This window comes from Methylotenera versatilis 301 (assembly GCF_000093025.1).
Taxonomy (GTDB): Bacteria; Pseudomonadota; Gammaproteobacteria; order Burkholderiales; family Methylophilaceae; genus Methylotenera; species Methylotenera versatilis.
Window position 1 is genome coordinate 1,085,850 of the sequence record NC_014207.1, and the last position, 24,359, is coordinate 1,110,208.

The 24,359-nt window shown below is 42.5% G+C and carries 25 protein-coding genes; 11 read left to right on the top strand and 14 right to left on the bottom strand.

The annotated features are described in order from the left end of the window. Nucleotides 1-100 precede the first annotated feature (100 nt). The 8 genes from M301_RS04950 to M301_RS04985 all read left to right on the top strand — a co-directional run bounded on the left by M301_RS04950 (nucleotide 101) and on the right by M301_RS04985 (nucleotide 12,480). A complete protein-coding gene (locus tag M301_RS04950) occupies nucleotides 101-2,020 on the top strand; it encodes a GGDEF domain-containing protein (protein ID WP_013147661.1) in 1,920 nt (639 codons plus the stop codon). Between the two features lie 152 nt (nucleotides 2,021-2,172). Next, on the top strand, nucleotides 2,173-3,630 hold the full coding sequence (locus M301_RS04955) for a sensor histidine kinase (protein ID WP_013147662.1): 1,458 nt from the start codon (nucleotides 2,173-2,175) through the stop codon (nucleotides 3,628-3,630). 495 nt (nucleotides 3,631-4,125) lie between these two features. After that, on the top strand, nucleotides 4,126-4,773 hold the full coding sequence (locus tag M301_RS04960; protein ID WP_013147663.1) for a response regulator: 648 nt from the start codon (nucleotides 4,126-4,128) through the stop codon (nucleotides 4,771-4,773). Nucleotides 4,774-5,016: 243 nt separating this feature from the next. Beyond that, on the top strand, nucleotides 5,017-5,454 hold the full coding sequence (locus tag M301_RS04965; RefSeq protein WP_013147664.1) for a hypothetical protein: 438 nt from the start codon (nucleotides 5,017-5,019) through the stop codon (nucleotides 5,452-5,454). Between the two features lie 234 nt (nucleotides 5,455-5,688). Further along, nucleotides 5,689-8,310: a PAS domain-containing hybrid sensor histidine kinase/response regulator gene (locus M301_RS14170; protein ID WP_013147665.1), complete on the top strand. Its 2,622-nt coding sequence runs from the start codon at nucleotides 5,689-5,691 to the stop codon at nucleotides 8,308-8,310. Between the two features lie 27 nt (nucleotides 8,311-8,337). Next, complete coding sequence (locus M301_RS04975) at nucleotides 8,338-9,213, top strand: response regulator (protein WP_013147666.1); 876 nt, start codon at nucleotides 8,338-8,340, stop codon at nucleotides 9,211-9,213. A 2-nt stretch (nucleotides 9,214-9,215) separates the two neighbouring features. Further along, on the top strand, nucleotides 9,216-9,989 hold the full coding sequence (locus tag M301_RS04980; RefSeq protein ID WP_013147667.1) for a Crp/Fnr family transcriptional regulator: 774 nt from the start codon (nucleotides 9,216-9,218) through the stop codon (nucleotides 9,987-9,989). Nucleotides 9,990-10,062: 73 nt separating this feature from the next. After that, nucleotides 10,063-12,480 (top strand): heavy metal translocating P-type ATPase, encoded by a 2,418-nt coding sequence (locus tag M301_RS04985; protein ID WP_013147668.1) that lies wholly within the window; start codon nucleotides 10,063-10,065, stop codon nucleotides 12,478-12,480. Between the two features lie 59 nt (nucleotides 12,481-12,539). Here the strand turns inward: M301_RS04985 and pagP are convergent, their stop codons facing one another. From pagP to M301_RS05050, 14 genes are all read right to left on the bottom strand, one after another. Next, nucleotides 12,540-13,088 (bottom strand): lipid IV(A) palmitoyltransferase PagP, encoded by a 549-nt coding sequence (gene pagP / locus M301_RS04990; RefSeq protein WP_013147669.1) that lies wholly within the window; start codon nucleotides 13,086-13,088, stop codon nucleotides 12,540-12,542. Nucleotides 13,089-13,152: 64 nt separating this feature from the next. Then, the gene (locus M301_RS04995; RefSeq protein ID WP_013147670.1) at nucleotides 13,153-14,520 is read right to left on the bottom strand and encodes a PQQ-dependent sugar dehydrogenase; all 1,368 of its coding nucleotides are present in this window, start codon (nucleotides 14,518-14,520) and stop codon (nucleotides 13,153-13,155) included. A 13-nt stretch (nucleotides 14,521-14,533) separates the two neighbouring features. Next, nucleotides 14,534-14,692 carry a DUF3309 family protein gene (locus M301_RS14385; RefSeq protein ID WP_013147671.1) on the bottom strand — a complete coding sequence of 53 codons (159 nt, stop codon included), beginning with the start codon at nucleotides 14,690-14,692 and terminating at the stop codon, nucleotides 14,534-14,536. Nucleotides 14,693-14,723: 31 nt separating this feature from the next. After that, a complete protein-coding gene (locus M301_RS05005) occupies nucleotides 14,724-15,032 on the bottom strand; it encodes a collagen-like protein (protein ID WP_202943940.1) in 309 nt (102 codons plus the stop codon). A 303-nt stretch (nucleotides 15,033-15,335) separates the two neighbouring features. Then, entirely contained in the window at nucleotides 15,336-15,935 is a 600-nt protein-coding gene (locus M301_RS05010; RefSeq protein ID WP_013147673.1) for a ferritin-like domain-containing protein, read from the bottom strand. A gap of 57 nt (nucleotides 15,936-15,992) precedes the next feature. Beyond that, entirely contained in the window at nucleotides 15,993-16,418 is a 426-nt protein-coding gene (locus M301_RS05015) for a hypothetical protein (RefSeq protein WP_013147674.1), read from the bottom strand. A 2-nt stretch (nucleotides 16,419-16,420) separates the two neighbouring features. Continuing rightward, on the bottom strand, nucleotides 16,421-16,657 hold the full coding sequence (locus M301_RS05020) for a CsbD family protein (RefSeq protein ID WP_013147675.1): 237 nt from the start codon (nucleotides 16,655-16,657) through the stop codon (nucleotides 16,421-16,423). Nucleotides 16,658-16,852: 195 nt separating this feature from the next. Then, a complete protein-coding gene (locus tag M301_RS05025; RefSeq protein WP_190274934.1) occupies nucleotides 16,853-17,122 on the bottom strand; it encodes a YqjK-like family protein in 270 nt (89 codons plus the stop codon). A gap of 12 nt (nucleotides 17,123-17,134) precedes the next feature. Next, entirely contained in the window at nucleotides 17,135-17,536 is a 402-nt protein-coding gene (locus M301_RS05030; protein WP_013147677.1) for a phage holin family protein, read from the bottom strand. Between the two features lie 11 nt (nucleotides 17,537-17,547). Beyond that, complete coding sequence (locus tag M301_RS05035; RefSeq protein ID WP_013147678.1) at nucleotides 17,548-17,862, bottom strand: ElaB/YgaM/YqjD family protein; 315 nt, start codon at nucleotides 17,860-17,862, stop codon at nucleotides 17,548-17,550. Between the two features lie 74 nt (nucleotides 17,863-17,936). Continuing rightward, on the bottom strand, nucleotides 17,937-18,149 hold the full coding sequence (locus tag M301_RS05040) for a hypothetical protein (protein WP_013147679.1): 213 nt from the start codon (nucleotides 18,147-18,149) through the stop codon (nucleotides 17,937-17,939). 71 nt (nucleotides 18,150-18,220) lie between these two features. Next, nucleotides 18,221-18,358 (bottom strand): lmo0937 family membrane protein, encoded by a 138-nt coding sequence (locus M301_RS14500; RefSeq protein ID WP_013147680.1) that lies wholly within the window; start codon nucleotides 18,356-18,358, stop codon nucleotides 18,221-18,223. 235 nt (nucleotides 18,359-18,593) lie between these two features. Next, the gene (locus M301_RS05045; protein ID WP_013147681.1) at nucleotides 18,594-19,070 is read right to left on the bottom strand and encodes a hypothetical protein; all 477 of its coding nucleotides are present in this window, start codon (nucleotides 19,068-19,070) and stop codon (nucleotides 18,594-18,596) included. Between the two features lie 85 nt (nucleotides 19,071-19,155). Further along, nucleotides 19,156-20,154: a hypothetical protein gene (locus tag M301_RS05050; RefSeq protein ID WP_013147682.1), complete on the bottom strand. Its 999-nt coding sequence runs from the start codon at nucleotides 20,152-20,154 to the stop codon at nucleotides 19,156-19,158. 228 nt (nucleotides 20,155-20,382) lie between these two features. Here M301_RS05050 and cls point away from each other — a divergent pair, with 228 nt between their 5' ends. The 3 genes from cls to M301_RS05065 all read left to right on the top strand — a co-directional run bounded on the left by cls (nucleotide 20,383) and on the right by M301_RS05065 (nucleotide 24,323). Continuing rightward, nucleotides 20,383-21,777: a cardiolipin synthase gene (gene cls / locus M301_RS05055; protein ID WP_013147683.1), complete on the top strand. Its 1,395-nt coding sequence runs from the start codon at nucleotides 20,383-20,385 to the stop codon at nucleotides 21,775-21,777. Next, a complete protein-coding gene (locus tag M301_RS05060; protein ID WP_013147684.1) occupies nucleotides 21,778-22,710 on the top strand; it encodes a hypothetical protein in 933 nt (310 codons plus the stop codon). A gap of 134 nt (nucleotides 22,711-22,844) precedes the next feature. Then, nucleotides 22,845-24,323, top strand: coding sequence for a DUF3943 domain-containing protein (locus M301_RS05065; RefSeq protein ID WP_013147685.1), 1,479 nt, complete (start codon nucleotides 22,845-22,847; stop codon nucleotides 24,321-24,323). The last annotated feature ends 36 nt before the right edge of the window (nucleotides 24,324-24,359 follow it).

The following is a 24,359-nucleotide window of genomic DNA, read 5'->3' on the forward strand; positions in this document are numbered from 1 at the left end:
TTTTACATAAGTGGGAAAATGTTAGATATATCATTTTTGGACTCAATCAATTGACTTTCATTAAATTTATTTAGAGAGAAGTTTTTTAATTAACCAAGCCATGTCTAACCAAAGTAAATCAAGCAAACCTGCACTCGTACCGCTAGATATAGCGCGTGAAACCTTTAAGCAAATGGCGTTGCGGCGCGTTGTTCCTTCGCCAGATAATTACTTGCTTATCTATAATGAAATAGCAGGCATTACAGTCAAAGAAACTGCTGAATCAGCCATTAGAAAAGCACTTAAACAGCTACCTAATGAAACGACCGAGCAAAGTAAATGGATTAATCGCTGGGACAAACTATTAAAGCAAGAAAACTGGGCTGACTTGCCTATATTGTTGAACGATAGTATGGATGCGAATGTGGCGGTATCCAAGCAGTGGCCTGATGCGATTCGCGAGCTCATCCAAAATTGGGATGCTAAGCAAGTGGGGTTGGATGTTGCAAGGAAAAAAGAAGCGTTGGAAAAAGTGCTGATTAACTTTGGCAGCGATCCACTTTTAGCGCAAAAATTGCAAGCACTCGCTAATAATTGGAAAGCATATGGTGTGTCAGATGCATCTGCTTCTAAAACGATTGAGGTTATAGAGCAAGCTGAAGTCAAGCCGCTTAATTTAAGCGATGCGGTTTTAGGTGACGCAGTTTTGGAAAGCCAAGCTTTAGTCGCACCAACGTTAAACACGCCAAGTTTGAAGTTACCAGAAACCCTTAATCCTGGCTATGAACCAGACCAATTTCAAGAAACGTTTCGAGCGTTGCAGGATATGTTAAAACAATCACTCAATCACGGGCTGATACCGAGATTGGATGGTTATCCAGAGCTAAAAGAAGAGGCTGAGCAGATATTTGCGTTGTCTGAAAAAGCACGTAAATTAAAGGATTGGCAGGCGGTCGTTAAGCAATTTAGAGCACTGTTGGTAAGAGTCGAAATAATTGGCGCGAATGAAGAGGGCATCAAACAAGATTTATTGAATTTACTTAAATTATTGATTGATAACATTGGTGAGTTAGTCGCAGATGATCAATGGGTACGTGGACAGGTGACTTCTGTACAAACCATTATCTCCGGTACGCTAGATAGAGCGTTGATTGTCGATGCAGAGAGAAGTCTGAAAGAAGTCATTTTCAAACAAGGCATGCTTAAACATAGTTTAGCCGATGCTAAAAATGCATTCAAAAGTATGATTGCGACGTTTGTTGACCGCCTGAGCCACATGACTAACTCGACCGATACCTATCAAAGTAAAGTAGGGCAGTATGCTGATAAGTTGGCTGAAACTGAGGATATCGCACAAATTAATATCTTGTTAGAAGGTTTAATGAAAGATACGCATACGATGCAAACAGATATTGTGCGATCTCGTGATTCTATGATGCAGCAGACAGCAGAGGTTGAGGTCGCACAACAGAAAATACAGCAGTTGCAAGCTGAGTTATCTCAATTAAGTGAAAAAGTATCGATAGATCAATTGACGGGGGTGCTTAATCGCCGTGGTTTAGACGAGGCTATGCTGAGGGAAATATCACGTGCACAACGCGGCGCTAGCTCGCTGTGTGTGGCATTGCTGGATATTGATAACTTTAAACATTTTAATGATAACTACGGGCATAACGTGGGTGATACCGCCTTGCAGCACTTGGCCAAAGTGATTCAGGAAACTTTACGACCAACCGATATCGCAGCACGATTTGGTGGAGAAGAGTTTGTAATATTATTACCAGATACCACTATTGATGCGGCGGTTGAAACGATTTCACGATTACAACGTGCGCTCACCAAACAGTTCTTTTTAGGTAATAACGAGCGATTGTTAATTACTTTTAGTGCGGGTATTGCATTGTTTAGGGAAACTGAAGAGCAAGCTACCATTTTGAATAGAGCTGACCAAGCGATGTATCTTGCTAAAAAATCTGGTAAAAATCGTGTAATGACTGAAGTTGATTTAGAGTATAGCTCGCAAAAATTAGCCCCTACATAAGATATTAATTGAATTTTTCTTGCTTAGATTGGAGATTAATTCCTATTATATTTTATTTAATAATTTTGTACTTAATACAAATTTGAATTACGATGAGTGTTAATCGATAATACTTAAAAATTGTAAATTCACGCTTATAAAAGGTAGCTAATTTGTCCCAATTGCCAGATACCTCACTACTGTTAGACGCCCTACTGCTGGGAGTGACCGATGAGGTTTACGTTCTTAATATATCTTCTATGCAGCTTGTTTATGTGAGTGACAGCGCGCTTAAGGATACAGCTTATGATCTTGAAAGCTTAGCTGAACATAGTTTGGACAGCTTGTTGGGCGTAAGTGAAAGCGTGTTAAAGAGTCATGCGGAAAGTCACCGTCATCATTCTTATTTTGTTGAAATATTACAAGAGCAGGCGCCTATTATCGGCAATATTAAGCATAATAAATTGCGGCTCATGGTGTTAGAGTCGGCAAAAAAAATCTTTATCTTAATCATTAAAAATGATGTCACTGAAGCTGTTGATCAGCACAATGGAGAATCAGGCGCCAAGCAAGTTTTAAGTGAAAATGAAACACGCTCTCAAACTATGGTTGCTAATACGCCAGGGCTGGTTTTTCAATTCCAGTTGGATAGCAATGGCGAAATGAAGTTTATCCACCTTACCGATGGTTGCAAAGCGCTCTTGGGCTTAAATGCGGAAGACTTAAAAGAAGACTCCAGTTTGTTGTATTCCATGATGAACGCAAGAGACCGTAGCGTGTTACGTAAACGTCTTGAGCAATCTACCACTAACCTTAGTTTGATGAACTGGGAAGGGAAGGTTTGGATTGATGGCTGGCAAGATAATAAATGGCTTGATCTGCGTGCTGTGCCTAGAGTCCTGAGCAATGGCGTAGTCCAATGGGAAGGCATTATGACCAATATCACGCAAAGCAAAAACGCTAAGCATGAAATTGAGAAGTCGCGACGTGAGCTTGTAGAACTCACCGCACATATGCAAAAAATTAAAGAACAAGAGCGTAGCGCAATCGCGCGTGAGATTCATGATGACCTAGGGGGTAATCTAACCGCCATTAAAATGGGATTGTCATCCATTATTAACAAGCTATCTAAAGGTCAAGACGTGACTATTGAGCAGGCGCAAGGCTTAGAGTCTATATTGGATAGTACTTTTGAGGCTGTACATAGAATCTCTAGTGACTTAAGGCCTAATGTTTTAGACTTAGGGATTGTTGCAGCATTAGAGTGGCAAGCCAAGGAGTTTGAGAAGCAGTTGGGTATTACATGTAAATTCACTTGTAATCAGTCAGAAATTTCAGTGACCACAGACCAAGGAATCACTTTGTTTAGAATTTTTCAGGAGTCAATGTCTAATATAGCAAAACATGCTAAGGCAACGCATGTGAGTGTTGATTTGAGCGCCTTTGCGCATGACATTATTTTGACGATTAATGATAACGGCGTGGGTATTAAGTCTAGCGATACCCTGAAATCCAACTCGTTTGGATTGCGTGGTATGCGTGAGCGCGTGACTGCTTTACACGGTACGTTTGCTGTACAGCAATCTAATAAGCAAGGCACAGTAATTACGATTAAACTGCCAGTTGAGTAGTTGAAAAGCCATCCCAAAGCTTTATGCAAAAAATTAGTACAAAACTTTATCCAAGTTCAAATTTCGTCACATGGATAATAAATCTCGTCACTTTATTGAAGTTTTGTTCAGATTTCGACAGCGTTCTATCTACCAAGCTTAACACTTTAAAAAACACACCATTTTTAAGTGGTGTAGTTGTCTTTAGACAAACTCACAAGATCTTAAAGATTTAACAATAAAGACAAGATCTTAGTGGCACTAGGTGTTGTGCAGTATTGTTGAGCAGTTTGCTTCAAATAAGCCTAAGTGATTTCTGTGTTTTTAGCTTAAAGATTCTATTTTTTAAGTTTATAACAGCTTAAATTACTCAGTTATCAGCCTGCAATTTCAGTTTAAATCTCCATAATTAGTGGCTGGCACACAGTTTGCTTGTATCCAATTACATAGACGTTTTAAAGCTTGCTTAGCGTTAAAGCCCGTGATAACAACCTTAATATTTGCTCGGATATCAGCATGACAAAAAGTAACAAAATCAAAGTAATTATTGCAGATGACCATGCCATTTTAAGAGCAGGTCTTAAACAGATTTTGGCTGAAACAGATGATATTGAGGTGATCTCAGAAGCTGAGAATGCGGCTGAGGCAATTAAGCTAGGTTGCATGCCTGGCGCTGATGTTATTTTGATGGATATAGCCATGCCAGACCGCAGTGGCATGGATGCATTGAAGTATATTAAGCATGTCAATCATCACATAGCGGTGTTGATGCTATCGATGTATAAAGAAGATCAATATGCCGTACGTGCTTTAAAGTCAGGAGCGGCGGGTTATGTATGTAAGCAAACGGCTTCATCAGAGTTAGTGAATGCGATTCGTATTGTTGCTAAAGGAAAAAAATATATTTCACCAGAAGTTGGGGAGATTTTAGCAAATCAAGTCGGTATGGAGACTGAAAAAGCGCCACATGAAAGTCTTTCAGATCGTGAGTTTCAAACCATGACATTGATTGCATCAGGTTTCACTGTAGGTGAAATTGCCGAAAAGCTGGCTTTATCTGTCAAAACTATCAGTATGTATCGTACTCGTATGCTTGAGAAATTGAATTTACGCCATAATGCTGAGTTAACACACTACGCGATTAAAAATCATTTGGTAGATTAGTTTACTTGATTTGTTTATGTAAATGTCCTTTCTGTTTTTACTAAGCCTGTTTTTCGCCTGTATTATTTAGTTTTCCGTATGCCAAACATTGGCTTAGCCATATTAAATTCCCCTCGTAGTTTTTTTAGCTTTATGTTCGTTATCGCACAGAACGTCTGATGGTGCTTAGGTATATTCAGACAGAAGGCAATTTTGATTTCAATTTGCCGATGATTCGATCGTTACTTTAGGAGCATAAGTGTGATGAAAATAGTTAAATCTTTACTTACTGGTTTAATGGGCGTGATGGCAATATTTGCAATCACAAATACAGCATATGCCGATGAAGTGAATACTGAGCAGCCCGCATATATCAATGGCGGTATAGGTCAGGAAGAAGCTGACGACATGCGCCTGCATGCAGGTGAGTATAATTTACGATTATATTTTTCTGAGGCTAAACAGGGGCAATCAATTTCTGATGTAACCGTGACCGTAACCGATAAAAAAGGCAACGTTAAGTTAGAGGTTGCAGATGCTGGGCCTATGCTATTTGTGCATATGGAAAACGGTATTTACAAAATCACCAGCCAGCATAATGGCGTCATATTTTCCAAAACCGTTAAAATTCTAAATCGTAAGGGTGTCAATGTGCATCTTAATTGGAAGAATTCAGCGGCTGATGCTACGGATGAAATGTAGGGCTAAATCTTATGATGAGTCATTTAAATCACGTCGAATAGCGCAAACTGGGATTTTTAAAATTAAATTGGGGCTGATGTAGATTAAGGGTGTATAACAGTATTCAAAGAGCTTCACTCGCTCTTTAAATTACTTAGTCATCCCATCCACAGTTAAATCTGTTCAGCTTCATACTTCAAATTGAGAGTCGGCCATGCGTAAAAGAGATTCACTCCTGCCTTTAGCAGCCGCACCATGCTAGTTGCTAGCATTGTATCAAGCATCAAGCATTATCAATTTGCTTTTCTATTGGTAGTGATTGCACTGACTTCTATTTATTTAATCTATCGACAGTCGCAACAAAAAATCAGAAATTTAGTGCACTTAGAAACTCAGCATTTACTAGAGATTCAAGAAAGTACGAATAAGCAACTGCGTCAACTGAATGCCACGCTACAAGACAGTGAAGAAAAGCTCACAGTTACGCTCAATTCGATTGGCGATGCTGTCATTACTACCGATGCTGATGCACGTGTCACCTTATTGAACCCGCTTGCAGAAAAACTGACAGGTTGGACCTTGGCTGAAGCCGCTGGGCGACTCATAGGCGAGGTTTTTCCAATTATTAATAAAGAAACGCGTTTGCCAGCGACTATTCCTGTCATGGAAACTTTGGCCGAAGGCACAATACAAGGGTTGGCTAACCACACCGTATTGATTGCTCGCGATGGAAGTGAGTGCGATATTGCTGATAGCTGCGCGCCAATTCGTGATCGTGAAGGCCAGGTCGTTGGTGCGGTTTTGGTGTTCCGCAATGTGAGTGAAGAGTATGCGGTGCAGCAAGCTTTACGCGACAATACTGCACTTATACAAACTATTTTAAATACCGTTGCCGACGGCATCATTACGCTACATGCGAGTAATGGCACCATTGAAACGGTTAACCCAACTGCTCAGAAAATGTTTGGTTTTAGCGGGGCAGAACTCGCCGGTTTGAATTTCAGTGTACTGATTCCTGAACTTGATCAAGAACAGCGTAATAGCTCACTTAAACATTACAGCCCAAGCGATGAAGCACGCGCCGTTGGTTTAGGTCGCGAAGTGATTGGTTGGCGCAAAGATAACAAGCCATTCCCATTAGAAATTGCTGTGAGTGAGATGTGGCTTGGTGGTGAGCGCTACTTTACTTGCATCTTGCGAGACATTAGCGCACGTAGACTTGCAGAGGAAGCAGCACTTAACGCTGGCGCATTGCAAAGTGCGATTTTTAATAGTGAAAACTTCTCTAGCATTGCGACTGATGCCAAAGGTGTGATTCAGATTTTTAACGTTGGTGCCGAGCGCATGCTGGGATATACCGCCGATGAAGTCATGAATAAAATCACGCCAGCTGAGATTTCTGACCCTGAAGAGGTCATTGCAAGGGCTAAAACATTGAGCATTGAGCTGGCAACAGCGATTACTCCAGGTTTTGAGGCGTTGGTGTTTAAGGCTTCTCGCGGTATTGAGGATATCTACGAACTGACCTACATCCGTAAGGATGGCAGCCGCTTTCCAGCAGTGGTGTCGGTGACGGCGTTACGTGATGCGCAAAGTGCCATTATCGGTTACTTGCTTATAGGCACAGATAATACAGCACGCAAGCAGATTGAAGCTGAGCGAACAACTCTTCATGAAGCACTGCAGCTTAAGAATGTTGAACTTGAACGCGCTACTTTTGTGGCAGAAAAGGCCAATTTAGCGAAGTCTGATTTCCTCTCTAGCATGAGCCATGAATTGCGTACGCCACTTGGCGCCATACTAGGCTTTGCCCAGTTGATTGAATCCGGCACACCAGCACCAACCGCTTCGCAGAAAAAAAGTATCGATCAGATTCTGAAAGCTGGTTGGTATTTGCTGGAATTAATTAATGAGGTGCTCGATTTAGCGCTGATTGAATCTGGCAAATTGGCACTGTCGTTAGAACCTGTATTGTTGGCTGATGTGATGCACGAGTGCGAAGCCATGATAGAGCCGCAGGCGCAAAGTCGAGAGATTAATGTCATATTTAAGCAACCTGAAGTTCCATATTGTGTTAGGGGTGACCGTACACGGGTTAAGCAAATTGTCATTAATTTACTTTCTAACGCCATTAAATATAATAGGGTGAATGGCACGGTGACTGTTGAATGCAGTATCACACCTCATGATACCGTGCGTATCAGCGTGCAAGATACTGGTGCAGGTCTGACGGATGAAGAGCTTACGCAGCTTTTTCAGCCATTCAATCGACTGGGACAGAATACTAAAGAAGAGGGCACAGGCATCGGCTTGGTGGTATGTAAGCGCCTGACTGATTTAATGAAAGGCAAGATAGGCGTAGAAAGTATCGTAGGCGAAGGCAGCACGTTTTGGATTGAGCTAGACCAAACCAGTCAATCTGAGATAGATAATCAGCATCAGCTACCACTGCCAACAGCCCAGCAGCAGCATCACGATGCGCTACTGTATACGTTACTTTACGTAGAAGATAACCCTGCGAACCTCATGCTTGTTGAAGACATCATTGCGCGTCGACCGGACATACGTTTGTTAAGCGCAAGAAACGCTAGGCAAGGCATTAAGTTGGCTCGCGCGGCTTTACCAGATATCATCTTAATGGACATCAACTTACCAGGGTTTAGTGGTTATGATGCATTCGATATGTTATTCGATGATCCGCTTACCTCACATATACCAGTGGTCGCGCTTAGCGCTAATGCCATGCCGCGTGATATTGAAAAAGGTCTGGATGCTGGATTTTTCCGCTATCTGACTAAGCCGATTAAGGTAAAAGAATTCATGGAAACAATGGATTCGGCACTCAAGTTTGCCAAAACAAAGCAAGAGCTAGTATGAATAAAGAGTAAGTAAAAAGGATTAGACATGAAAACTATTGAACGAGATATTTTTAACGCTAACATTCTGATTGTTGATGATCAGGAAGCCAATATTAGCTTGCTTGAGCAGTTGCTGGCAGAAACGGGCTATACCTCGGTGACATCTACCAAAAATCCTGAAAAGGTATTTGAGATGCATCGTACACATCGCTACGACTTAATTTTACTCGACTTGCAAATGCCAATTATGGATGGTTTTGAGGTGATGAACGCGCTCAAAGCTAATCATGATGATGCTTATCTGCCCGTACTAGTACTCACTGCGCAGCCTAATCATAAACTACGGGCTTTGCAGGCGGGTGCAAAGGACTTTGTCAGCAAGCCATTTGATTTAGTGGAAGTCAAAACGCGCATTCATAATATGCTGGAAGTCCGCCTGTTATATAAAAGGCTTGAGAATTACAACAAAGTACTAGAGCAAACCGTGCTAGAGCGCACTGCTGAGTTGCGTGAAAGCGAAGCGCGCTACCGTAGTTTGACTGAGCTAGCCTCAGACTGGTATTGGGAACAGGACGAAAATATGAACTTTACCAAGATTTCAGGGCCAGTAAGTGATATGCTAGGCATTCATATTGGCGCTTTAACAGGTGATGCTAATATTGAAGAATCTAATGGTGATGAATCAAGCAACACCCAATTAACTGGTTGGGATGAGGCTGAGCGAAGAAAATTGCAGGCAATAATCGCTGCACGACAACCATTTTTAGATTTTGTCTTTCACCGTAATGAAACTGATGGGCTGCAAAGAAGGTTTCAGGTGAGCGGTGAGCCTATGTTTGACGGACACTGCCGATTCGTTGGCTACCGTGGCATAGGAGTAGAACTGATAGGGGCAATTCATTCAAAAAATGAGGCTAACTAAACATGTCTACACTTTACTCTCAACAGAAAAAAACTAGTGAATTACCGCTGTGTGAATACAATACCAGTCAAAACCATCTCCTTGCTGCGTTACCAAGTGCTGAATTTGAATTTCTAGCGCCAAATTTAGAGCTTGTTGATTTACCACTGGGAGAAATGATTTATGAACCTGGTGTGCAGTTACAGTATGCTTACTTTCCAACCACCTCGATTGTGTCTTTGCACTATGTGATGGAGTCTGGCTCATCCGCCGAATCTGCTGGTGTGGGCAATGAAGGGATGGTGGGTATATCATTGTTTATGGGTGGTGGTACTACCTCAAGTTCGGCTGTGGTACAGATAGCAGGAGAGGCTTATAGACTTGAAAGGCGTATCTTAAAACAAGAATTTGATCGTGGTGGCTTGTTGCAAAAGTTGTTATTGCGTTACACCCAAGCGCTGATGACACAAATGTCACAGACCGCTGCATGTAATCGTCACCATTCAGTTGAACAGCAACTCTGCCGCTGGCTTTTACTCACTTCAGACCGTATGCCAACTAACGATTTGGTGATTACTCAAGAGTGGGTGGCTGGCATGCTAGGTGTACGCCGTGAGGGGGTTACTGAAGCTGCGGGTAATTTGCAGCGGGCAGGCCTTATTAATTATCGCCGTGGTCATATCTCTGTACTTGATAGAGCAGGGCTAGAAAAGCGCGTATGTGAGTGTTACGCCGTTGTGAAAGCAGAAATGAATCGCTTATTGCCTGATGATATTCTGTATCGACAGCGTACTTAATTTTTCAAAAAATTCTATTTTTTCACTCAATCTAAAGTTAATATTTTAGTCTCAGCTACTAAGGGCAAATGTGATGAGAGAATCGGAATCTAACCATTTAAAGCAAGTTAATGTAGAGCCCATAAAAGCACATTCGTGTTGTTCTTCAAGTGCAACTAAAATCAACACCACACATTTAATAGATCCTGTGTGTGGTATGACAGTTACTGCAGATTCTCCGCATGTATTGCAACACGAAGGCCAGCCAGTTTATTTTTGTAACGCTGGTTGTAAAGCGAAGTTTGCCGCTAATCCAGCCAAGTTTATGGTGCATGCCAAGGCGCCATTTGCAGCAATGACTGATGAAAAATCGAACGTTGAACAAGCAACGGTTATTGATAGCGTTCATATCATTTATACCTGCCCAATGCACCCTGATGTGAGGCAAGATCATCAAGGTAGCTGCCCCAAATGTGGCATGGCGCTGGAGCCGGAAATGCCAACTGTTGATGATGGTGAAAATCCAGAGCTAACAGATTTCAAACGACGATTTATCTGGACTTTACCTTTAACCGTTATTGTCACCTTTCTAGCAATGGTTGGTCATCGTTTACAGTGGTTTGAAATGGCGACACAAAGTTGGATTGAAATGCTGCTAACGCTACCAATCGTTTTATGGGCTGGCTGGCCGTTCTTTCAGCGTGGTGTGCAATCTATTATTAACCGTAGCCCAAACATGTGGACACTGATAGCTCTAGGTACCTCTGCAGCCTTTATCTATAGTGTTGTTGCAACGTTAGCCCCTAATATTTTCCCAGTATCTTTTATGAGCATGGGGCGTGTGTCGGTCTATTTTGAAGCATCAGCCGTCATTATTTCATTAACGCTACTTGGGCAGGTTCTTGAACTCAAGGCACGCTCACAAACTTCAGCAGCAATCAAATCTTTACTTGGATTAGCACCAAAAACAGCTAGAAGAATCAATGCCGATGGCGGTGAGGAAGATATACCGCTTACGCATGTTCATGTTGGTGATACTTTGCGTGTACGCCCAGGAGAGAAGGTGCCAGTCGATGGTGTTGTGCTTGAAGGCGGCAGTGCGGTAGATGAATCCATGCTGACTGGAGAGCCGCTGCCAGTGACCAAACGCATTGGCGACAAACTGATTGGCGCGACAATGAATACCACTGGCGCCATCTTGATGCTCACTGAAAAAGTGGGCTCGCAGACAGTGTTAGCCAGCATCGTTCAAATGGTCGTTCAGGCGCAACGTTCCAGAGCGCCGATGCAGCGAATGGCAGACCAAGTCGCGGGTTATTTCGTGATTGCCGTTGTGAGTGTTTCAATTCTTACTTTTTTCTGCTGGGGATTATTTGGGCCACAAATCAATCACGCTTCCAGTTGGGTGTATGGTCTTATCAATGCGGTCGCTGTTCTTATTATTGCTTGTCCTTGTGCCTTAGGTCTTGCTACACCGATGTCTATCATGGTCGCCACAGGTAAAGCTGCAACACAAGGCATACTATTTCGTGATGCTGCAGCTATTGAAAACTTTCGCAAAGTAGATACATTGATTGTTGATAAAACTGGCACGTTAACCGAAGGCAAACCTCGATTTGACACCGCCGTTCCATGTAGTGGCTATACGGAAGACGAAGTACTGCGCCTAGCTGCGAGCTTAGATCAAGGCAGTGAGCATCCGTTGGCTGATGCAATCGTGCAAGCGGCGCTTGAGCGCAAACTTGAACTCAGTAAGGTTGAGAGTTTTGAATCCATTACTGGCATCGGCGTTACAGGGCGCGTGGATGGTAAGCAATTAGCACTAGGTAATAATGCGTTGATGACTCAGTTAAATGTCGATATAGAATCGTTAAAATCCGCAGCAGAGGCTTTGCGTAGCGTGGGCAGTAGCGTGATTTTATTGGCCGTTAATGGGCAGGTGGCTGGTTTGCTTGCAGTGTCTGATCCTATTAAAGAAAAAACAGAAGATGCACTAAGCACGCTTAGATCAGCTGGAGTTCGTGTGATTATGGCAACAGGTGATGGATTAACTACAGCGCGAGCCGTTGCTGCCACATTAGGTATAACTGAAGTGTATGGTGAAGTTAAACCTGCCGATAAACTGGCATTAGTCTCCAAGCTACAGGGCGAAGGTCGTATTGTGGCAATGGCGGGAGATGGCATTAACGATGCGCCAGCCTTAGCTAAAGCAGATATCGGCATTGCAATGGGGACAGGCACCGATGTGGCGATGAACAGCGCGCAAGTCACGCTAGTCAAAGGCGACCTGCGCGGCATCGCCCAAGCAAGAGTTATCTCTGAACAGACGATTGCCAATATGAAACAAAACCTAGGATTTGCTTTTATTTACAATTCGCTTGGTGTGCCATTGGCTGCTGGAGTGCTCTATCCATTTACTGGATGGTTACTTTCACCGATGATTGCGGCGCTAGCAATGAGCTTAAGTTCAGTATCCGTGATTACTAATGCACTGCGATTACGAAAATCCTAAGTAAATCCACCTTTACTTAGAGTGATACTAATAAACTGAGCGGAATTTAAACAAATAAATTAATCTAGTTGCCAGCGTACCCATGTGAACAATATATTGCCGTTACCTTCGCCACCAAAAATATACGTAGATTGCAGTGCCAATTTTTTATAATCTACTGAAAATAAAGGTGCGATGATTGGAATAGGGATGTAGTGCATATCTCCACGCATGGTCACACCAACGGTATAGCCAAGGCCTAGACGTACATCTTCAGCAGGGCGCCAGGTTTTTTGAAAGCCATATCCTGCAACGGGTTCAATCTCATCGTGAGAGTCTTCAAATGCCATGGCGTATAAGGCATGCCAGTCACCATCTTCATCAAAGCGATATTTACCAATACCTAAGCCCCATGGGCGCTCATTGTATTCATCAATTTTTTCTTGGGTATAGTAGCTTCGGTTATGCCATGTGTTAATGGGAACATACAGCTCATAATCTTGTGACTGCCATGTTTTAGACAGTGAATCTTGCGCACGTGACCATATGCTAGGTTTTGCAGACTCTTCTGCAACCGCGCTAGTTGACATGATGATGAATAGGGCGGACGTGATAAATCTAAATTTCAATTTTATTCCAATGTTGACTTTTGTAATGCTGATGCACTAACGGTTTATTTTGAGGGCAACTATTCTACCGCTTTTTAGTTTTAGCGGTGACACGCCACACTATATTTCCTACATCATCCGCCACTAATAAGGCGCCGCGCTTATCTAGGGCAACGCCAACAGGGCGACCATAGGCTTTACCATCCTCACTTAAAAAGCATGTTAATACGTTTAACGGTAACCCTATTGGTTTTCCGTCGCTAAAAGGTACAAATATAACTTGGTAACCACTGAAAGGTTTCCGATTCCAAGAACCATGTTGACCAATAAACATGCCATTGCTAAAACGCTCTGGCAAACTTGTTCCATATGAAGATGCTAGACCAAGCGAGGCGGTATGTGCGCCTAATGCGTAATCTGGGACAATAGCTTTTGCGACCAATGCCGGTTGCTGAGGCTTTACACGTTCATCCACATGCTGCCCATAATAACTATATGGCCAGCCGTAAAAGCCGCCATCTTGCACTGAAGTTAAATAATCGGGTACTAAGTCATTGCCTAGCTCATCGCGTTCGTTGACTACTGTCCATAGTTTGTTGCTTTTAGGCTCCCATGCTAATCCGTTGGGGTTGCGTAAACCTGAAGCGAATGTGCGGTGTGTACCAGTTTTGATGTTAACTTCCCAAATAGCAGCTCTATCTATTTCCGCTTCCATGCTGTTTTCTGCCACATTGCTGTTTGAGCCAATCGTCACGTATAATTTAGAGCCATCGGCATTAGAGATAATGTTTTTAGTCCAATGGTGATTGCGTAAGCCTGCTGGAAGATCAGTCAATTTAGTACCTGCTACGCTAATCTGCAAATCGCCGTTAGTGTATGGAAACATCATAATGGCGTCTGAATTGGCAACGTAGAGCTTATTTCCAACAAGCGACATGCCAAAGGGGGCGTTCAAGCCCTCCAGCAATACAGAGCGGACATCCGCTATGCCATCGCCATTGGTATCTCGCAATAAGGTAATTTGATTAGCACTCGATACGCCAGCGCCAGCCCGCTTCATGACCATGCCTTGGATTTTTGCTTTGATGCTTTTATTGTCCTCTGGCTTGGCTGGGGCATTGGTTTCGGCAACGAGTACATCACCATTTGGCAATACATACAGCCAGCGTGGGTGATCTAAATCACGTGCAAATGATTTTACGGCTAAATCAGTGGCCGCAATTGGTGTAGTGTTAGCTGGCCAACCTACAGCGGTCGCGATGTTCACAGTTGGAATGAGTGATTGTTGTGGCGCTGGTAAATCAGGGATTACGCCTACACTTAAAGGTACTGGAGTTTTAGCTGTTGCACTGCATGCGAGCAGTGCAATAAATGACAGGCTAATCAGCAGAGTGCTTAACCGCTGCTGATTTATTCTGAACTTATATTTAGACTTATATTTCAAAGCAGGCATTGAGACTGACTCGCTATATTCTGCCTAATAATACTAACACAATCAGAATAATTACGATTAAACCAAGCCCACCACTAGGACCATAGCCCCAGTTTTTGCTATGAGGCCAGCTGGGAATGGCGCCTACGAGCATTAAAATCAAAATAATTAGTAATATAGTGCCTAATGACATGGTGTATTCCTTGAGTAGCTAGCGGTTAGAATCAATTTGCTGGAGCAGGTTCTGCTGGTGGTGTAATAATGACAGTCGTGTCACCAGATTTGCCAGTTTCACCGGCCTGGCCTGTATCGCCCTGGATGCCTTCATTGCCTTGAACACCAGTATTACCCATGTTGCCCTTGTCGCCTTTGTTTCCGTCAACACCTTGCTCACCAGCTTTGCCCGCTGGACCGGCAGGACCAGGCACTACAACAGTTTCTGCTGGAACATTGACTACCACTGGGGTTTTATCGCAAGCGCTAAGAAATAGTGCGGCAACCAGTGCGGTCATTAATATTGAATTATTCATCATGTATCCTTTTAGTTTTAAAATTGTGGCTACGATTTGTAGCCATCAAGTAGACTAAGTGTTCAAACTTAGCATTTACGTTACAAAATCAGAATAGCGCGCTATGACGAATAGTTCTGTACGCTGTCACACAGAGGGTTGCGAATGATGAAATTAGACAACACTCTAATTTTTAAAATGCTATTTGCAGGCTATCAATTAACGTAGCAGTGGAATTTTAGGGGAGTAAAACCCAAAGATAAAAAGCGGTAAGGCCTTATTCAGGCTAAACCGCAATATGTGTTAATGCCAATTTATAAATAATGGTTACATCACTAAATTGGGCATCTCAGGCTTTATGTTAGACATCAGTGACGCAAGGTCTTCCGCATGTTCTTCTTCCATTGCTAAAATTTCTTTTAGCAATTTCTGGGTCGTTGGGTCAGCATCTGCCAGATAGGCAATCATTTCACGGTAGCTTTCAATGGCAATGCGCTCAGCGATTAAATCTTCTTTAATCATGGTATTAAGTGTGTCGCCTGCTACATATTCAGCATGACTACGTTGACTTAAACCGTCAGGTGAAAAATCTGGCTCGCCGCCTAGTTCGGTAATACGCTTTGCCAAAAGATCTGCATGAGCCATTTCTTCATTGGCATGTTGCAAAAACTCAGCTTTAATAGATTCTGAATGAATGCCTTTTGCCATAAAGTGGTGGCGTTTATAACGTAATACGCAGACTAGCTCTGTAGCAAGTGCCTCATTTAGCAGCTTAATAACAACTTTTCTATCCGCAGCGTAGCCTGATGTCACAGCACCTTCTTCAATATCTTTGCGCGCGTGTGCACGTAGGGTTTTAATGTCGGATAGTATGGCTAAATCAGCCGCAGGTTTTACAAGGTTTTCTTTGCTTGGTAATTGTGTCATTTTTTGATCGCTTTCTAACTATTGATTGAAATGCTCATAAAATTTACATTTTTTACTTTAAATTAAACGTGTTTTCTTAAAAGCTGGGGTAAGTTCATCCATCACGGGCATCGTGTTGGTATTGTTTGATTTAATATTGCTGTGACTATTTAATTTGGCCGTATTGCCGCTAGACCTAGACTCATGCTTAGTACCGACCATGGCTTTACGTTGGGCATCAAGTTCTAATTTAGATGTATTTCGAATTGACTCCGCATCAGCAATACATTTATCAAATGCAACACTTGTGACTGGACCGCAGCGCAATTTAGCGTCATTAAACTTAACTGTAATATTATTTTCTAAAAATCTGTATTCAGTACCCGCCATACTTTTTGCAGTTGCGAAGGAGCTGAAGGTTAAGCCTACTACGATCACCACCGCGACAAAGCACAAAGCCAAATTGACTTTACGCTCAATTGCTTTAAAAGTAGGGTCGTTCATGGCTAATGACCTTTAGTTTCTTTAGTGCTTTGATCGTTATCTTTTTGCATGTTTTGCCATTCGGTCAGTTCTTTTTCGACTTCGTCCATGGCCTTACCGTAGACTTCTTGAATCTTGCCAGCTAGTTGCTCGCGCTTGCCTGCAATGACATCAATCTGATCATCAGTCAGCTTGCCCCATTGTTGTTTAACATTACCTTTTAATTGTTTCCAATTACCTTCAATTTGATTCCAGTTCATTTTTATTCCTTTGCAGTTAGTTACGTGATAATCAATAATCATCACTAAGGTCGACAAAAAATAACTAATTCAGTTATCTTGTTGTTGCGTTATTTGTAGATTACGTTGATTGAGGCGTTTACTCTGTCTGTTAACGCACATTGCAGGAATTTGTTTGAAGTGGGCTTTTTTGCAAGCCAATGTAAATGTACGACTTTACTTATTGATGATTTTTTTAGTTAGCTGCCAAGCAAGCCAACCACGTCTAAGCCATTTTGTGATGCCATTTGGGTTGGCGATTGAAAGTAGGGTAGCACCACCGCCAGCAACTACAATGGGGTGATGCTTAATGTAACGCAGCACATTTAAACCTTTATCTGCCATCGCTAAAGGTTTACGCAAAGAGTCAGCGTTTTGGGCTAACAACACTCTCTGCGATTCGGCTTGTGCAATTAAACGCTGTCGGCGAACTGTTAATTTTTGCAATGGATAACTCATTTAATTAACATCAAGTTGCTGGCGGTCTTTGATTAGCTCCAGCAGGCTTGAAACAAACATTTTAGGTTTCTTTTTAGCCTGACGCACAGCGGCTAGCCAAGTAGCAGCGCCTACGATAATAAATACGCCTGAAGCTGAAGCAAGTGCAAGTACGCGATAACTATCCCAAAATGCTACCACCAGTGTAATAGTGACTAGTACAGCGGCTATTAATAAGCTAAAAAGAGCGATGAGAGACAGCATGACAAGTGACATCAAGCGTTCTCTATCCTCTTCTAAATCCGTGGAAAGCAGCTCTAGGCGTGTATGAACAACCGCTACCAACGTTGAAGTCAGTGCCTTGATTGATTCAAACAGACCTAGGCTGTTTGTAGAACGGCTTGTAGACGTTTTATTTGTCATGGCTTATTGAATTAGCGACGGCTAATCAGCAAGCCAACCACTACACCGATACTTGCAGCAAAGCCGATTGAGCGCCATGGATTTTCATGCACATAGGCATCTGTAGCTTTAGCAGCCGCTTTAGTTTTGGCAAGCACTTCAGTTTGAATATCCATGATTCTAGCTTTTGCAATACCGAGCGACTCTTCGGCCCTAGCGCGCAAATCTGATAACTTATCGTCACCTGAGTTTGCCGTTGCTTTGATTAAAGCTTCTGCATCGGCAACTACCGCTTTAAACTCGTTGATTAATTGATCTTGGTCGAACTGATCTGATAATTTTTCCATGTTTTTCTCCGTGAACTTAAAAATTAAATAACTATTAAAAAATCTTTACTACTTTTGCCTATTAACCAAAACTGTTACTTGCGCGCTACTAGCAGGACTAATCCTGCGACTATCGCTGCGACGCCTGCCCAAATGGGTACGTTAACTCTCTCAGTATCTTTTACGGAGAGTTCAATTGGACCAATTTTTGTTTGATGAGTTTCTTTAGTGTAGCTAAAACCACCATATGCCAACCCAAGACCACCAGCAACGATTAATACTACGGCCAACATTTTGATTGCATTCATTTTATTTTCTCCAGAAGTGAGCTCGCATAGTCGTATAAGCAGCACTTGTCTAAGTCGCTATAGCTTAAGTTTTAGCGCCCAATAAAGCGCACCAATATCATCACAATCGCAATGACTAAAAGTATGTGGATGAACCCACCCAAGGTATACGATGACACCAAGCCAAGTAACCAAAGAATAACCAATATAATTGCAATTGTTTCAAGCATTTTTATACTCCCAATTAAACATGTAAACCGAAATACTCAATTTGTACGGCTTAACAAAGTGCTTGTTAGCTCAGTGATGACATCATGCTATGCATTTAAAAACCAATCTGTGCGCTAACGTACATATTGCTTAGAGATTTTAAGCCGCGAATGTGACAGTGATAGGCAGAAAAAAATATCTCCGCATTTGCGGAGATATGGGGGCATTAAAGCGTTAGAAAAGTATTACAAATAACTAATGCTTATCGTGGCCGTATCCATGTCCATTACCACGGTTGTCATTACCTTGATGATCATCACCTCTGTGGTCATTACCGCGTTCATCATGACGCTCATCGTGGTGTTCGTCACGACGATCATCTCTGTGGTTGTAATGTTGCTCTTGGTAACGTGGCGCGTACTCTTGGTTGTACCAGTTGTCTTGCACAAAGTAGACACGCTCGCCACATGCGTTGTACCTATGGCAATATTTACGCCAGTTCTTCGCATGCCCTGGTGGAACACGCATGTAAACAGGTTCGCGTTCTACGTACACGCGCTCAACCACTCTAGGCTGACTGTAAATCACTTGTGGTTGTGGGTAGCCACCTATATCCAATCTACCGTAGAACCCTGGCTGGCCAATACTCACTGATACCCCTACATCAGCAGCAAAAGCTGGTGCACTTATTGTTGCAGCAACGACTGCAGCTGCTAAGATTAAACGCTTCATATTAATTCTCCTTATTTAATTGAACTACTTATTGTTTTGATATTGCGTATTATTACCTTACATTTTTTTAATCGGCTGAATGACATCAATCGTCACGTCTATTTCCTCTTTCTCGGCTTTGTTCTTGCCTTGGTTGTCTTTCTTGGTTGTTTCCTTGATGATTATCTCTCTCCTTTTGCTGAGTAGCCTGTTGCTGCTGCTCTTGCGGTTGAATCACTCTCTGCTCATGCCTCTGATTTGGCTGTTCAACTCTCATCTCTCTTTGCTGCTGACTATTTGGCATTGATTTTTGATCTCTCATGATCTCGTTCTTAGATCGATTTTGATCATAGCTTTGTGAGTTATTTTGTTGAGTAGGCATCACCTGTTGAGGTGAGTCATTGCGAGGGTTAGATCGCTGTTCATAACCTTTGTTATGGTTGGTTTCTTGTCTATCCTGATCAGGTTTCCCACGTTGAATTTCTTCCCTAGGAGTTGTTTGATCATGGTTTTGTTCACGAATAGTTTGTGGGTGTTCATTTTGTTTACGCACAACCGGATCGCGAGACTGAAAACCATAATTTTGCTGACGAAGTTCTTTTTGGTGCTCTATTTGTTTAGGATACCTATCCCCTGAATAGTTTCGCTGATAGGCAGGCAAAGGTGCAGGTGATGGAACGGCGTGGCGATCCCATCTATCCCAGCCTCTTCTATGTTGATCCCAGTCGCGACCCCAGTGGTCACCCCAACGTGGAGGCGCATCATATTGCCAGCCAATAAAGTAGGAAGGTGGCATAAGGTAATAGCGCACAGGCACTCGAAGTAAAAATAACGGTACTTCGTCTGGGTCTACAAACCACCAAGGGCCGTCATACCATGAACTTTCATACCAGTTGTCATCTTGGTAAACCCAGTAAAGGCCATCATAAAAGAAGTAATTAGCTTCCATTTGTGGTGCGTAATAGACTGGATAACCAGGCACAAGTGCAAATCTCGGGTAAGCTGGCACGTTAATACCTATATTTACATTCATTTGTACGGCAGACGAGGCTGCCGAGCTAAACAGCATGAACAATACAATAGTGATATGGCGAACTTTTAACATTTACAGCCTCCAATCTATGAATCCAGATAGTCTTATTAGCCTCTGCCGAGGTAAGCAGATTTGACCAATATTACTAACTATATATATACGCATCTGTTCGATATCGCACATACATATAAACTTCAAACGTATTAGACTTAGAAAAAGCATACATAACTCCAAGCATTTCAATGATTTTTGTGTATGGTGGTAATTTTTGTACTTCAATCTTGAACCGTAGGGAATATGATGACTATTAAAAAAAATGCGCGCGCAAGAGTTGCAAATCTAGCCACCATGCTAGCGCTGACCTTACTTGTAGGCTGTACATCAATCCCAACGATGGTGCCGGATATGGCCATGCAACAAGCGCACCCAGTTAAATTGAATGGCGCGAATGGCGAGTTGAGCGCCAAGCAAAGTAAAGCCATTATCGCTAAACTGCAAAAGAACGGTGACGATACCAATATCTTTGACAAACACTTGGCACTTGAAGCGGAAATCGTTGGCAGCCCTTTAGTGGTGGGTAATAAAGTAGAGCTGTTGATTGATGGTCCAACTACTTATGATGCGATGTTTGCCGCCATAGAGAGTGCAAAAGACCATATCAATATGGAAACTTTCATCATTGAAGATGATGAAATTGGGCAGCGCTTTGCTAAGGCTCTTATTGCTAAGCAAGCTAGTGGTGTGCAGGTGAACCTCATATATGACAGTGTAGGGTCCATCAGCACGCCAACCACATTTTTTGATGCGTTAAAAGCAAGTGGTATCAACGTATTGGAATACAACCCCATTAATCCTCTGGTGACGCGTAAAGGTTGGCAAGTAAATCAGCGTGATCATCGTAAGTTGTTGATTGTTGATGGACAGATTGCCTTTGTAGGCGGTATCAATATTAGTAGTGTTTATTCTAGCGGTTCATTCGGTAGATCAAAAACCACAAAAAACAAACAGCCATGGCGCGACACCCATTTGCGCATGGAAGGTCCAGTGGTCAGTGAGTTTCAGAAGCTGTTTATGACGACTTGGAGCCAGCAAAAAGGCCAAACTCTGGCTGTCAAAAACTATTTTCCAGACTATCCAGTTAAAGGTAGTGAAGTGGTACGTGCTATTGGCAGTTCGCCAGATGAGCCTTATAGCCAGATTTACTCAACCTTGATTTCTGCCATCAATAGCGCGGAAACCCAAGTGTTCATTACTAACGCCTATTTTGTACCAGATCCAAAGCTACTGACTGCATTGAAAGAGGCTGTTCAACGTGGTGTAGATGTGCGGCTCCTATTACCTGAAAAAACCGATTCGACGATGGTATTTTACGCATCGCGGTCTTATTACGATGAACTGCTCACAGCCAATGTGAAGATTTATGAAAGACAGGACGCCTTATTGCATGCGAAAACCGCGATGATAGATGGTGTTTGGTCGACCATAGGCTCGACAAATCTTGATTGGCGGAGCTTTACCAATAATCAGGAAATAAACGCTGTGGTGTTAGGGCAAGGTTTTGGCACGCAAATGCAAAGTATGTTTGAAAAAGACTTAGAGTCGTCTACACTCATCACACTTGAATCATGGAGAAGTCGTTCAATCGCGGCGCGCATCAAAGAGCGAGCAGCTCGCTTATGGGCGCGTTTTTTATAAATGAAACAGTACAGTCAAGTTCTTAAAGTTGGCGCATGGCGCTCTGTGTCAATGCTCGTGATACTTTTATTCAGTTTAATTATCAGTGAAAAGTCCTTTGCTACAGATGAAGTTTATGCGGTCAATGCATCCGTCGCCGCATTAAAAGCAAAGCATACCGAGTTGAGTAAGCAACTTGAAAATAATCAGTTTAACCGCGCCTTATTTCTCCACTCAGAAGAATCTTCGCATGATTTAAAAGGGGAGATTTATGCGGTAGTGGATTATCCATTCTCTACTTTCAATTCGGCACTTAGCAATCCTGCGCATTGGTGCGATGCGATGGTACTCAATCTCAATGTCAAATACTGCAATATGGCGAGTAATCAGAGCGGAAATGTACTGACGTTGAATATTGGTAAAAAATACCCGCAACCCTTGGCAGATACCTATCGAATTGAGTTCAAGTATCAAGACATCATTACCACACCAAATTATTTTGTAGCAGAATTTGATGCTAAAGAAGGGCCTTTAGGTACCTCTGATTATCGTATTTTGATAGAGGCGACACCGCTTAAAGATGGGCATACTTTCTTACATTTCACATATGCCTATTCTTTTGGACTGGCTGGTCGACTTGCTATGCAATCGTACCTCGCCACAGTAGGCAGAAGTAAAGTTGGATTTACTATCACTGGCAAACATAGTGATGGGCAGCCCACTTATATTCAAGGTATTCGAGGCGTGGTGGAGCGCAATACTATGCGCTACTACTTGGCAATCGATGCTTATCTTGCAGCGCTTACCTCGCCAACCGATACTCAGCTAGAGAAAAGCTTGCACTATTGGTATAGCAACAGTGAGCAATATGCCAGCCAATTGCATGAAGTTGAGCTAGATGAATACCTTGATATGAAACGTAGCGAGTATAAGCGCCAGCAGACGCAGCAATAGACTTTATAATTTATTTATAGCTTTGTCTTGCTGATATGTACGTTAACCCACAGAGCCATTGTTAAATATACTGTAATTTAAACGCTAGGGCGATATTGCTCAAATCACCTCGATTAAATTACAGAAAATTTAACATGAAAACAAAAAAACTGAGCTCTAAATTATCCTCATTACCAAAGCTTGGCAGTATGAAGAGGGTAGTTATCAGTGCCATCACCATATTGTATACAGCATCAGCAAATTCGGCATTTGCCGATGAAGCTAGCATGGTTGATGAATCAAAAAATAATCTCGAACCCAAAAAAGAACTGGTCGTTAAAAGAGAAGCGAATAAAAGCTACTTAATTCCGGCAGCAGAGATTGTTGGGTTTGATTTCCTTTTAAATCAGTTTAATCGCCGTTACAGCGGGATTTCAGATTACGACTCAAATTTAAATACAATTAGACATAATCTATCAAGCAGTTGGAAGGATGATAAAGATCCTTTTAGCATCAACCAGCTAGGGCATCCTTATCAAGGTTCTATGTATCATGGTTTCGCGCGATCTGCGGGGCTGAACTATTGGGAGTCCTTAGGTTATACGCTAGGCGGTAGCGCCTTCTGGGAGATAGCGGGTGAAAAAGTACCACCTTCCAAAAATGATATGATTTCAACAGGATTCGGTGGTTCTTTTCTCGGCGAGGCATTATTTAGAATGTCAAACTTAGTGCTTGAGCGAGGCGGTAGCACGCCAAGTGTCTGGCGTGAGGCAGGCGCCGCAATGATCTCACCATCCGCTGGTTTCAACCGATTTGCTTTAGGCGATAGGTTTGATGCAGTTTTTGCAAGCAATGATCCTGCTTACTACAGCCGCTTGCAGCTTGGCATTAGCAACACCGTGAGTGGTAGCCCAGGCACTGCAGATGAAATTAAACGTAATGATGGCCAATTAGATTTCGTACTAGGTTATGGTCTGCCAGGCAAGCCAGGCTACACTTATACACGCCCTTTTGACTATTTTGTTTTTCAAAGTACGGCTTCAACTGCTAATGTATTTGAAAATTTAATGACGCGTGGCCTACTGTTTGGTACTGAGTACCAAGCGGGTGATAATTATCGTGGCATATGGGGTTTATATGGCAGCTATGATTACATTTCACCGCAAACTTTTCGAATTTCCAGCACAGCCTTATCATTAGGTACCACTGGGCAGTTATGGCTGAGTGAATCAATTGCGTTACAAAGTACAATCATGGGCGGTTTAGGCTATGCAGCGGTAGGTACCAATAATGGTAAAACTGAAGAAGATTATCACTATGGTGTGGCGCCACAGGGCTTAGTGGAGTTACGTGCTATTTTTGGCAAAAAAGCTTCTTTAGATTTTACTGGTCGCGAATATTTTGTCAGTGATGTCGATAATGAACACCAAGGTGGGCATGACAACATTGTGCGCGCAGATGTTGCTTTTACTTACCGCATTCAAGAAAAACATGCAGTTTCAATCAAATATCAGTGGAATCAGCGTGATGCAACTTTCTCTAATCTTGATGACAGAAAGCAATCAACTGGTACATTAGGTATCTACTACACTTTCCTAGGGCATGATGGTTTTGGTGAAACAGACTGGCGCTAAGGTTTTAGTACCAGTCTGTTTTGTATTGAAGGTCTA